The organism is Roseisalinus antarcticus, from assembly GCF_900172355.1.
GTDB lineage: Bacteria > Pseudomonadota > Alphaproteobacteria > Rhodobacterales > Rhodobacteraceae > Oceanicola > Oceanicola antarcticus_A.
This window is the reverse complement of record NZ_FWFZ01000010.1, coordinates 148,526-160,186: the sequence shown is the minus strand read 5'-3', so window position 1 is coordinate 160,186 and position 11,661 is coordinate 148,526. Positions and strand designations below refer to the sequence as shown.

9 protein-coding genes and 1 pseudogene are annotated in these 11,661 nt (G+C 68.6%); 9 read left to right on the top strand and 1 reads right to left on the bottom strand.

Annotated features, from left to right (window positions below; genetic code table 11):
- Positions 1-260 precede the first annotated feature (260 nt).
- Positions 261-1,072 (top strand): annotated as a pseudogene (locus tag ROA7023_RS11730) (transposase).
- A gap of 157 nt (positions 1,073-1,229) precedes the next feature.
- Here ROA7023_RS11730 and cls read toward each other — a convergent pair.
- Positions 1,230-2,642: a cardiolipin synthase gene (cls, locus tag ROA7023_RS11725; protein WP_085879225.1), complete on the bottom strand. Its 1,413-nt coding sequence runs from the start codon at positions 2,640-2,642 to the stop codon at positions 1,230-1,232.
- 313 nt (positions 2,643-2,955) lie between these two features.
- On the opposite strand from cls, the gene ROA7023_RS11720 reads away from it, so the two are divergent.
- The 8 genes from ROA7023_RS11720 to ROA7023_RS11690 all read left to right on the top strand — a co-directional run bounded on the left by ROA7023_RS11720 (position 2,956) and on the right by ROA7023_RS11690 (position 11,655).
- On the top strand, positions 2,956-3,675 hold the full coding sequence (locus tag ROA7023_RS11720; protein ID WP_085879224.1) for an endonuclease/exonuclease/phosphatase family protein: 720 nt from the start codon (positions 2,956-2,958) through the stop codon (positions 3,673-3,675).
- A 182-nt stretch (positions 3,676-3,857) separates the two neighbouring features.
- Entirely contained in the window at positions 3,858-5,033 is a 1,176-nt protein-coding gene (locus tag ROA7023_RS11715; protein WP_159458492.1) for a M14 family metallopeptidase, read from the top strand.
- On the top strand, positions 5,030-5,857 hold the full coding sequence (locus tag ROA7023_RS11710; RefSeq protein ID WP_085879222.1) for a hormone-sensitive lipase: 828 nt from the start codon (positions 5,030-5,032) through the stop codon (positions 5,855-5,857). Before ROA7023_RS11715 ends, ROA7023_RS11710 begins: the two co-directional genes overlap by 4 nt.
- Complete coding sequence (locus ROA7023_RS11705; protein ID WP_085879221.1) at positions 5,854-6,582, top strand: GntR family transcriptional regulator; 729 nt, start codon at positions 5,854-5,856, stop codon at positions 6,580-6,582. Before ROA7023_RS11710 ends, ROA7023_RS11705 begins: the two co-directional genes overlap by 4 nt.
- A gap of 1 nt (position 6,583) precedes the next feature.
- Positions 6,584-8,197, top strand: a complete 1,614-nt coding sequence (locus ROA7023_RS11700) for an ABC transporter substrate-binding protein (protein WP_085879220.1) — start codon at positions 6,584-6,586, stop codon at positions 8,195-8,197.
- A gap of 9 nt (positions 8,198-8,206) precedes the next feature.
- On the top strand, positions 8,207-9,217 hold the full coding sequence (locus ROA7023_RS23810) for an ABC transporter permease (RefSeq protein WP_143535535.1): 1,011 nt from the start codon (positions 8,207-8,209) through the stop codon (positions 9,215-9,217).
- Between the two features lie 3 nt (positions 9,218-9,220).
- A complete protein-coding gene (locus ROA7023_RS23805; RefSeq protein ID WP_143535534.1) occupies positions 9,221-10,063 on the top strand; it encodes an ABC transporter permease in 843 nt (280 codons plus the stop codon).
- Positions 10,060-11,655, top strand: a complete 1,596-nt coding sequence (locus ROA7023_RS11690; RefSeq protein ID WP_085879219.1) for a dipeptide ABC transporter ATP-binding protein — start codon at positions 10,060-10,062, stop codon at positions 11,653-11,655. The genes ROA7023_RS23805 and ROA7023_RS11690 overlap by 4 nt, the downstream gene beginning before the upstream one ends.
- The last annotated feature ends 6 nt before the right edge of the window (positions 11,656-11,661 follow it).

Here is an 11,661-nt window from a genome sequence, read left to right as displayed (position 1 = left end):
TGGCCCGGCGCGTCCGCCGCTTCGATCGTTGAGGTCTACGCGCCGAACGCGCCTACCGGGGGCACAACATGTCGGGTCGCGTCAGGCCGCACTCGGCCCGCCAACCCACACAGATCGAGAAGGGACCTCACTTTGGGGCCCACGATGCCGCGCAAGGTATTCTTCAGCTTCCATTACGATGACAGCACTCGCGCGGCGTTGTTGCAGACCTCTGCCATGTGAGGATCCACTTTGCGAATCCACGCAGTGCCACGGACGGGATGAGCAAGCCGCCTCCCGCCCGCTATCGCAGGACGAACTGGTCCAGCTACAACGCATCGCCGCGGATCCGGGTCGACAATGACACCACCTGGCGTGCGCCGCATGTCGGTCGACCGGGACGCCCCCAGTGTTTTCCGATGCGACCATACAATTTTACCTGTCCAATGCCCGGGATCAAGTTCCTGGGCGATGGCGGGTGGCCGACCCGCAAGCACGGGCCACAGGGGCGGCGCCAATGGCGCAGGGTACATCTGGCCATGGCACCCGGTCACGGCCGACATCAGCGCCGTGGAGGTCACCCCCAGCTGCGACGGCGACAGTCCCGCGCTGTCGGTCCTGCTCGGCCAGATTCCGCAAGACGCGCAGATCGGAAAGGTCACCGCCCTTCTCGGCAGATTGCTCCGCAAGCGCCTGCCGGGCGATGGACGGCTCCTACCACACGCGCCAACGTCACAGGGCCATCACCGACCGGCAAGCCACCCCGATCATCCCGATCCAAAACAACGGGCGTGCGTGGAAGGAAGACTGTCCAGCCGCAGAGGTCCGCAACGAGAACCTGTGCGCCACCCGATAGTACGGACGGGCGTTCCGGAAACGCTGGACCGGTTCCCACGCCCGAAGCTGGATCGAGGCGAGGATGCGCTGCCTGAAATCCTTCGGGGACCGTTTCATGGCGTTCGCCATTGTCGCTCGGACCAATGGCGCGAAATGGCTCACCCCGGACTGACAGACCGCCGAGATCCACATCCACATAGCACTCATGAACCGCTTCAACGTCCTCGGCACCGCCGAGATCGTCCGCGCGGGATGACGTCAGTGGGGGAGGAGAAGTCACGCGTCACGCGAGAGTTGTGCAAGAATGCCGGGCGAGGGCTCTGATCGGCTTGGCGTGGCCTCCGACGGTCTGGGCGTAAAGTCGCGGTGTTGCCGTGGAGCCTGCGCGGAACGGTACGACCGCTGGTCCGGGCCTACAGCAGCGGCGCGAAGAGGCGGGCGATGGGGGCGCCGTAGCGGATGCGTACGCCTTGGGCGGAGAGGGGGCTGTCGGACAGGGTCGCGTTGCCGAAATCCTCCTCCAGGAACTCTGCCACGCGGGCCGCGAAGGTTTCGTCGAAGCCGACGACCATGGCCTCGAAGTTCAGCCGGAACGACCGGTTGTCCAGGTTTGACGTCCCGATCGCGGCAAGGTCGTCGTCGATCAGCACCACCTTCTGGTGCATGAAGCCGCGCCGGTAGCGCCAGATCTGCACCCCGGCGTCGCGCAGCTCGTCGAAATAGGCGAAGGCAGCGAGCCACGGGATATGGTGGTCGATCATGTCTGGCACCAGCACACGCACGTCGCGCCCGGCGAGGGCCGCGTGTTTCAACGCGGTCAGCACGTCGGTATCGGGCACGCAATAGGGCGAGGCGATCCAGATCCGCTCTCGCGCCGCCGAGATCGCCGCGAAAAAGAACAGCGCACCGGTCTCCATTCGGTCGGCGGGGCCGGTCGGCACCAGAAGCGCGGTCGTGTCGGCCTCGGCCTCGGGCACGTTCCAGGTGAGGTCCTCATGGATCAGCTCGTCCTCGGACCAGTGCCAATCCTCGACATAGACCAGTTGCAGCTGCGAGACGATGGGGCCATGGATCTCCAGGTGCGTATCGCGCCAATGCCCGAAGGTTGGGTCGCGCCCCATGTATTCGTCACCGACGTTCAGCCCGCCGACAAAACCCACGGTGCCGTCGACCACGACGGTCTTGCGGTGGTTGCGAAAGTTTATCTGGAACCGGGCCCGCGGCCGCCGTCTTGCACCGAAGGGATCGGCCACCTTGATGCCCGCGCGCCGCATCTTGTTCACGAAGCTGGGCGGCAGCGCCTTGCTTCCGATGGCATCGTCCATGAACCGCACCGATACGCCCCGTCCGGCGGCGGCGATCAGGCGGTCGCGGAAGGCGCGGCCGATATCGTCGTCATGGACGATGAAGAACTGCACCAGGACATAGCTCTGGGCCGCGTCCACGGCGGCGAAGATCGCGTCGAAGGTCGCCTTGCCGTCGATCAGCGGGGTCAGCGCATTGCCCCGCACGGCCGGCATCTCGGCGATCCGTTCGAACGGGGTGGGATCGACGCGCGGCCGCACCAGGGGCGCATGGGCAGTTGCATAGTGCCGCACGCTCTCGATCACGCCGGCGCTCGACCGGCGCGAGACCATGTAGCCGCGATACCGGTGATGGCCGAGAAAGAGATAGCTTATCACGCCGATATACGGTGCGGTCAGCAGGAACACGACCCAGCCCACCGCGCCCTGCGGCGTCCGGGCGGACGTGACGGCGCACCAGGCACAATAAAATGCCGCGAGTTGCAGCAGTGCGACGAACAGGGCGACAAAGCCGATACCCATGAAGATCTGTCCTCGCGCAGTGAATTTGCTCGGGACGGATCATACGGGCGTGCGGTCGAGACTCCAGCCTTTGCCCGAGAATTCCCGGACGCAGGCCCCGGCCCGCCTCGTTCGCCGCCGCCCGGCCGCCCCGTGCACAGGTTGCCTGGCCGGCGGGCCGATGACATTCTGCGCCAAATCGTGGCCACTGCGGGGGCGTCTTGCATCAGACCGGAGCCTTCACGGATGGCCTGCTCCGCGCCTGACGAAACGGGGCAGGGCGCGCGGCAGTCCCATCCCCGAAACCCGAACAACCCGTGAGCGAAATCGAGACATGCGACTGAGGCTGGCCAGCTACAACATTCAAAAGGCCGTCGGGCAGGATTTGCGCCGCGATCCGGCGCGGGTCCTGGCCGCAATCTCGGAACTCGACGCCGACGTCGTCGTGATCCAGGAGGCCGACAAGCGGCTCGGGGTGCGGCCGACGGCTCTGCCCCGGTTTCTGATCGAGCAGCAGACGGACCTGGTGCCGGCGGACGTGGCCGAAGCCGACGGGAGCCTCGGCTGGCACGGCAACGCGGTCCTTGTGCGCAAGGGGCTGCGCGTGCAGCGGACGGCGCGACTGCCCCTGCCCGGGCTGGAGCCGCGGGGCGCGGTCCTGGTGCGGGTCCTGCCGCCGGGTGACGGCGACGACCCCGCCGGGATCACGGTGATCGGGGCGCATCTGGGCCTGCTGCGCAGCTGGCGGCGGCGCCAGGCGCGGGCGCTGGGGGATCATGCCCTGCGTGACGATGGGCCCGGCACCGTGATCGCCGGCGACTTCAACGAATGGTCCATGCGCAAAGGTCTGGGGCCGCTCTGTGCGGACTTCCACCTGGTCACGCCCGGGCGCACCTATCCGTCCCTGCGGCCGATCGGGTCGCTGGACCGGGCGGCGCTGGGGTCAGGGCTGCGACTGATCGGGGCGGGGGTCGCGGCGGGGGCGCTGGCGCGTGTCGCCTCGGACCATCGACCGATCTGGCTGGACATCGAGCGGGTGACCCGCCCGCTTTGATGCGGCCCGCCTCAGGTGCGGAACCCGGCGCCCGTCGCGCACCTCGCGGGCTGGGGCCCGTGTCCCGGCATATTCATGGTGGCCAATGCACGACTGCCGAGCAGGACGGCCCCCTCCGGCCCACTTGTCAAACTGAAATCTCGCTTCTAGAAATGAGATCGCAGTTTTCCGGGGATGCGTTGGTGCACGAAGCTGAGCGACTTGGTCCGATCCATGTGACGACCGGCTTCGAGGCGGGGGCGATCGAGGTGGCCGGCGTCGGTGACGGCGGGGACATAAGGGTCTCACTTGCCGCCGATCCGATCTCCGGCGACGTGCAATGGTTCTTCTTCAGGGTCAGCGGGATCGCCGGGCGGACGGCCCGGATCGTCGTTGAGAACTCAGGCCGGGTATCCCGGCTGGAGGGGCGCGAGCAGGTGCCCGATTGCTGGACGGGGTATCGCCCTTTCCGGTCCCGCGACGGCCAGGACTGGGTGCGCTGCGATGCCCTCTACGAGGACGGGACGCTGACCATTCCCGTGCCGCCGGGCGCGGACACGCTCTGGTTCGCCTATTACCCGCCGTTCCCGATGGCGCGTCACACGGCGATGCTTGGCCGGGCGCTGGCGAATCCGCGGGCGCGGCTGGAGGTGCTCGGCCAGACGCCGGACGGCCACGACCTGGAGCTGTTGCGGATTGGCACTCCCGAACGCGGCAAGCCCAAGGTCTGGCTGATGGGCCGCCAGCACCCGTCCGAGACGATGGCGGGCTACTTCATCGAGGGATTGCTCGGGCGGTTGCTCGACCCTGCGGACGCGTTGGGCCGCCACCTTGCCGAGACCTGTGACCTGTTCGTCATTCCGACGGTCAACCCCGACGGCTGCCGTCGCGGGCATACCCGGACCAACGCGCGTGGCATGAACCTCAACCGGGCCTGGGCCGACCCGGATCCCGAGCGGGCACCCGAAGTGGTGCTGATCCGCGACCGGATGCGGGCCGAGGGCGTGGATTTCTGCCTCGATGCCCATGGCGACGAGGAACTGCCCTATGTCTTCCTGGGTGGCCCGCTGGAGATCCCGTCGCGCACCGCGCGGCTGTCCGGCCTCTTCGAGACCTATGCCCGGGCGATGGAGCGGGCCTGCCCGGCCTACCGGCTGGCGGATCCCTATCCCGGCGGCGCACCCGCCACGGCCGATCTGCGCATGGCCTGGAACTGGGTGGCCGAGGAATTCGACTGCCTCTCGGTGCTTCTCGAGATGCCGTTCAAGGACACGCACCGGCAACCGGATCCGGAGATGGGCTGGTCGCCCGCACGCTGCGCCGCCTTCGGGTGGGCCACGCTGGAGGCCATTGCCGCGGTCGCGGGGTCCCTGCGATGACCGCGTTTCTGGATCCGGAGGAGCTGAACCTCGAATACCTCGATCCGGACGCGATCCCCGACGCCGAGGCCTATCCGCCGCGTTGGGCCGCGCGGGCCGAGGCGTTCCGCGACGGCCAAGCAGCGGCGGCGTACTTGGGCCTGCCCTACGGCCCCGATCCTCGACAATGGACCGATATCTTCCGGCCGGCCGGAGAGCCGAAGGGCCTGCTCGTCTTCATCCATGGCGGCTACTGGATGTCCTATGATCCGCGCAGCTGGTCGCATCTTGCCGCCGGGGCGATCCGCCATGGCTGGGCGGTGGCCATGCCATGCCACAGGCTGGCGCCGGACGTGCGCATGCGCGACATCACCGCCGATATCCGCGCCGCGATAGACGCCATCACGCAGGACATCGACGGGCCTGTAATCCTGGCCGGGCATTCTGCGGGCGGGCACCTGGCGGCCCGGATGCTGACCCTGTCGCCGCCGCCGGCCTTTGCCGGGCGGCTCAGACGCGTCGTGCCGATCTCTCCGCTGGGCGATCTCCGTCCGCTGGTGTTCACCACGTTGAACGACAAGCTGCGCCTCGATGCGCAGGAAGCCCGGGAGGAAAGCCCGGCCCTTGCCGCGCCGCAACCGGGCGTGGACGTCCATGTCTGGGTCGGCGCAAGCGAGAGCCCTGCGTTCCTGTGGCAGGCCCGGCGCCTGGCCTACAAGTGGAAGGCCGCCTGGACGCCCGAGCCTGGCAAGCACCATTTCGACGTGATCGAGGGCCTGGCCGACCCCGACAGTGCCCTGACCCGCACGGTCCTCGGCCTCGACGACACGGAGGCCGCGACATGAGCGACGACCGTCGCCCGGCCGGGCCTGAACCGGCCAACCTGCGTATCGCGCGAGAGTTGCGTCTGCAATTGATGCGGGGGGAGCGGGCCCCGGGCGAGATCCTCACCCATCGCAGGCTGGCCGAGCAGCTCGGCGTCAGCCCGATGCCGGTGCGCGACGCCCTGCGCCAGTTGCTGGCCGAGCGGGCGCTCGTCGTGGCCAACGGCAACCGCTCTGTCGCGGTGCCGCAGCTCGACAGCGCCCGGCTGCACGACCTCAAGACCATCCGAGAGAACCTCGAAGGGACCGCCGCCCGGCTGGCGGCCCGGCGCTGGCAACCGCATCAGCTGGCCCGGATCGAGGCAATCCTGGAATCCAGCGAGACCACGGGCCGGCCCGACCTTGGCAAGAACGTCGATTTCCATTTCGCAATCTACAAGGCCTCGCAATCCGAGGTGCTGTTGCCGCTGATCGAGAGCCTCTGGCTGCAATTCGGCCCCTATCTCTCGCGCGTGACCGCGATGGCCGGCGCCAGCATGGGGACCGGCGACACCTATCATCGGCAGGTGGTCGAGGCCCTGCGCACCCGGGACGAGGATGCGGCCGAGCGGGCCATCATCGCCGATATCTCGCGGGCCATGACGCTCTTACTCTCGGACGAGGCCGTCACCGCGCCGCGTGCGCGCAATCCAAACCGACGGGTCGGACAGGACCCGGCACTCAGCCAAATCAACAGGGGATCGTGAAATGAAAAAGACAGACGTCCAGACCGCCTCGGGCCCGACCCGGCGCCAGATGCTCCAGATCGGCGGCGGCTTCGGCCTCGCCCTCGCGCTGCCGCTCGGGCCGGGCGCCATGGCCCAGGAGGGCACGAGCCTGCGCATCGCCGTGCCTTCGGACCTCAGCGGCTGGGACCACGATTACGTCGCCTTCGACACGGTCGCGCTGTCGGTGATGAAGAACGTCTATCCGTTCATGATCGACTACGGCGTCCGCGAGGTCGACGGCGGCCGGGTCGGCGACACCGAGACCGTCGTGCCGCTTTACGCTGAAAGCTGGACCTCGAACGAGGACGGCACCGTCTGGACCCTGCGCCTGCGCCAGGGGATCCTGTTTCCCTCGGGCAACGAGCTGACGGCCCATGACGTCAAATGGTCGAAGGACCGTGCCTTCGCCGCGCAGGCGAATGTCGCGGGGATCTACCGGATCATCGGGCTGACCGAGGCCGACCAGGTCAAGGTGATCGACGACTACACCGTCGAATTCACCCAATCGACGCCCTCGGCGCTGACCTCTCAGATCCAGATCATCTCGCTTTACGTCTACGACAGCGAGCTGTTGCAGGAAAACGCGACCGAGGACGACCCATGGGCCCAGGCCTATGTCAACCAGACGCCTCAGGACGGCGGCGCCTACAACGTCTCGGAATACCGTCCCGGCGAAGAGATCGTGCTGACGGCCAACCCGAATTTCCCGGGCGAGCCGCCGGCGGTGCAGACCATAAGCCTGCAGGTCGTGCCGGCCCCGGCGAACCGGCGCCTGCTGCTTCAGAACGGCGATGTGGACATCGCGCTCGGCCTCGCGCGCCGCGATGCCCAGGACATGGCTGGGGTCGAGGGGCTGACCCTGCTGTCCTCGCCCAACAACGAGTTCGTCTTCGTCCCGATGAACATGGCCATGGCCCCGTTCGACAATGCCGGTGTGCGCAAGGCGCTGGCCATGGCCGTCCCCTACGAGGCGCTCATCCGCAGCGTCTACAACGGGGACGCGCGGCCTCTCAAGAGCCCGGTGCCGATCGACATGCCCGGCCACAGCGAGATCGGCTATCCGTTCGCCTACGACGTCGAGGCGGCCACGGCGGCGCTGGCCGAGGCGGGCTATCCCGACGGGTTCGAGACCTCCATCGTCATCACCTCGGGCGACGTGGACGCAGAGCGGATCGCGGTGCTGCTTCAGGCCTCTTTCGCGGCGATCGGCGTGACCCTCGAGATCGAGACCGTCGACCCGGCAACGCTGCAGCAGCGCCGGCGCGACCGCACGGTGCCGTTGCAGGTCGCGGCCGGGCAGATGTGGGTCAACGATGTCGAATACCTGCTGGCCGTCGCGCTGACCGAGGGCGGGTTCCTCAACTACGCCAATTACAGCTCGGACGTGGTGAACGGCATCCTGGCCTCGCTGCAGGGAGAGCTCGACACCGATACCCGCATGGCGCTGATCACCGAAGCGCAGGAACAGCTGGCCGAGGACGTGCCCTGGCTCTGCCTCGCACAGCCGAACTTTGTGCTGCCGATCAGCGATCGGGTCGGGGGCTGGGTCCAGCCGGTCGACGGGTTGTTCCGCCTGCGCTACCTGACGGCCTGACGCCGCCCCGTGCGCATCGCCGCCTTCATCGCGAAACGGCTGGCCCTGCTGATCCCGGTTCTCATCGGGGTCAGCATCGCGAGCTTTTTCCTGATCCGCCTCATTCCGGGCGATCCGGTCCTGCTGATCGTGCCCGAGACGGCGACCGAGGCGGACATCGCGGCGGCACGCGAACGGCTCGGGCTCGATCAGCCTGTGCCGGTGCAGTATCTGCGCTACCTCGGCGGGGTGCTGCAGGGGGATTTCGGCACCTCGATCGCGACCAACCGGCCGGTGGCGATGGATCTCGCGCAGCGCCTGCCGGTGACGTTGGAGCTTGTGACGCTGGCGATGCTGCTGGCGGTCGCGGCCTCGGTCGCGCTGGGGGTCCATGCCGCCCGCAGGCTTAACCGGCTGGGCGACATGGTGACCCGGATCGGCGCGATCATCGGCAATTCGCTGCCCGAGTTCTGGCTCGGGATCATGCTGATCCTGCTGTTCTACCAGGGCCTGGGGATCGCGCCGGCGCCGTCGGGCCGGATCGACTCGGCGCTCGCCGTGCCGACGGTCACGGGGCTGATCACCGTGGACACCCTGCTTGCCGGCCGGTGGGACTCGTTCCTGAACGCTCTGGCGCATCTGGCCCTGCCGGTGGTGACGCTCGCCGTCGCGACCTCGGCGCCGCTGATCCGGTCGGTCCGCGCCTCGGCCATCGAAGTCATGCAGAGCGACAATTACCGCTGTGCCGCCGCCCACGGCCTGCCCGAGGGCAGGCTGGTGAACCGTTACCTGATGCGCCAGACGCTGACCCGCCTGCCGGCGCTGGCGGCGCTGGTCTTCGGCAACCTGATCGGCGGCAGCGTCCTGATCGAGTTCGTGTTCTCCTGGCAGGGGCTTGGACAATGGGCCCTGCGCGGCATGCAGGTGCGCGACTACCCGGTGATCCAGTCCTTCGTGCTGGTTACCGCGACGGCCTATGTCCTCGTCTTCCTGGTGGCCGACATCGTGCAGGCGATGCTCGACCCGCGCGTGAGGATCTAGGCCGTGCCCGCAGCCGCCCCCAACCGTCCCGCGCAGCGCCGGTCGCGGCTCGAGCCGATCACGGCGATCGGCGCCGCCATCGTCCTTGCGGTGCTGGCCGCCGGCATCGCCGCGCCCTGGCTGACCCCGTGGGAGCCGACCCAGATCGACCCGTTCTTCTTCCTCGAGGGGCCCAACGCCCAGCACTGGTTCGGCACCGACGGCAACGGCATGGATGTCTTTGCCCGCGTGCTCTATGCGGCGCGGATCGACATCGGCATCGCGCTGGCCTCGGTCGCGCTGGCGGTCGTCCTCGGCACCGCGGTCGGGTTGCCGCTGGGCTATGCCGGGGGCTGGGTCGACGATATCGGCATGCGCGTTCTCGATATCCTGCAGGCCTTCCCGGTGTTCATCCTGGCGCTCGCCATCGCCGCCATCCTGGGGACGAGCCTGCCCAACCTCATCCTCACCATCGGGCTGATCAACGCGCCACCCTATGCCCGGTTGATCCGGGCCGAGGTCGTCGCCCTGCGCCACCGGACCTTCATCGAGGCCGCCGAATGCGCCGGAAATTCACACAGCTCGCTGATGCTGCGGCACCTTCTGCCCAACGCGCTGACGCCGATCCTCGTGATCGCGCCGCTCAATTGCGGCTGGGCGATCCTGACGCTGGCGGGCCTGTCGTTCGTCGGCCTGGGCATCCCGGTGCCCGAGGCCGAATGGGGCGCGATGATCTCCGCCGGGGCGGCGGACGTGGTCGGCGGGCGCTGGTGGACGGCGACGTTCCCGGGGCTCGCGCTGTTTCTGACGGTGCTCGGGTTCAACCTGATCGGCGAGGGCCTGCAACAAAGGCAGGCCCAGCGATGACGGCCCCGCTGCTCGAGATCCGCGACCTCAGGGTCGCCATTCCCACCGCCACGGGCGTCATCGAGGCGCTGCGGGGCGTGTCGCTTTCGGTGGCGCCGGGCGAGGTGCTGGGCATCGTCGGGGAAAGCGGCGGCGGCAAGTCGATGATCGCCCGGACCCTGACCCACCTGTTGCCCGCGCAGGCCGAGGCGCAGGGCCAGGTCACCCTCGCCGGCACGGACGTGATGACGCTCCGCGGTGAGGCGCTGCGCCGCTTTCGGGGCCGGTCCGTGGGCTTGTGCTTTCAGAACCCGCGCTCGGCGCTCAACCCGGTCCGCAAGATCGGCGACCAGCTGATCGACCGGTTGAGGGAGCATGCCCCCGGCGGCGACCTGCGGGCGCGGGCCGTGACCGCCCTGGCCGCCGTGGGTCTGCGGTCGCCCGAAACAATGATGGGGCAGTTCCCGCACCAGCTTTCCGGCGGCATGGCGCAGCGGGTGATGATCGCGCTGTCGCTGGCCTGCAACCCGCGCCTTCTGGTGGCCGACGAGCCCACCACAGGGCTCGACGTCACCCTGACCGGAGAGATCCTGACCCTGATCGCGAGGCAGGCCCGCGACGGTGCCCGGGGGGTCATGATCATCTCGCACGATATCGCCGCCCTGTCGAAAGTGTCCGACCGTCTGGTGGTGATGGAGAAGGGGCTGATCGTCGAGGAAGGGTCGACCCGCCGCATCGTCACCGCGCCGCGGCATCGCTACACCCGCCGCCTGATCGAGGCCGTGCCCGACGTCACCACCCGCCGCCGGGCGCAGCCTCGCGAGGACGGCCGCAGCGTGGTCATGGCGATCCGCGACATCGACGTTACCTATCCGGCCCGCTTCGGCCGCAGGCCCGCCCCGGCGCTCACTGGTGTCAGCCTCGATATCCGGATGGGCGATACCATCGCGGTCGTGGGCGAAAGCGGCTCGGGCAAGTCCACCCTGTCGCGCGCCATCATGGGCCTGCTGGCCCCCAGCCGGGGAGAGATCCGGTTCCGCGGCAAGACGATGTCGTCCATGCGCTTTTCCGCGCGGCGCGGCCTGCGCCGCTACATGCAGATGGTGTTCCAGGACCCGTTCGACGCGCTCAACCCGCGCATGAGCGTGGAGGACATCGTCTCGGACCCGCTGCGCCTTGTCGAACGCGACGCGGCCCGGCGCTCTGCCGCCATCGACCGGGTGCTGGTCGAGGTCGGGCTCGACCCGACGTTCCGCACGCGCCGGCCGCACGAGCTGTCGGGCGGGCAGGCGCAGCGGGTCGGCATCGCCCGTGCCCTGTCGATCGCGCCGGAACTCGTCGTGCTGGACGAGCCGGCGTCGGCGCTCGACGTCACCGTTCAGGCACAGCTGCTCGACCTGATCCGCCGCCTGACCGAGCGGCGCGACCGGGCCTACCTGATCGTCAGCCATGACCTTGCCACGGTGCGGGCCCTTTGCGACAGGGTCGTCGTCATCGACGCCGGCCGCATCGTCGAGGAAGGCCCGACCGAGCACGTCTTCACCAACCCCGCCTCGCCCAAGACCCGCGCGCTGCTCGATGCCGCGCCGCGGCTCTACACCGACGCAACATAGGACCGT

What these genes read in the sequence shown, in the direction of transcription:
- cls (WP_085879225.1), bottom strand. Translation starts at nt 2,642, where the DNA reads ATGGGTATCGGCTTTGTCGCCCTGTTCGTCGCACTGCTGCAACTCGCG.
- ROA7023_RS11720 (WP_085879224.1), top strand. Translation starts at nt 2,956, where the DNA reads ATGCGACTGAGGCTGGCCAGCTACAACATTCAAAAGGCCGTCGGGCAG.
- ROA7023_RS11710 (WP_085879222.1), top strand. Translation starts at nt 5,030, where the DNA reads ATGACCGCGTTTCTGGATCCGGAGGAGCTGAACCTCGAATACCTCGAT.
- ROA7023_RS11705 (WP_085879221.1), top strand. Translation starts at nt 5,854, where the DNA reads ATGAGCGACGACCGTCGCCCGGCCGGGCCTGAACCGGCCAACCTGCGT.
- ROA7023_RS11700 (WP_085879220.1), top strand. Translation starts at nt 6,584, where the DNA reads ATGAAAAAGACAGACGTCCAGACCGCCTCGGGCCCGACCCGGCGCCAG.
- ROA7023_RS11690 (WP_085879219.1), top strand. Translation starts at nt 10,060, where the DNA reads ATGACGGCCCCGCTGCTCGAGATCCGCGACCTCAGGGTCGCCATTCCC.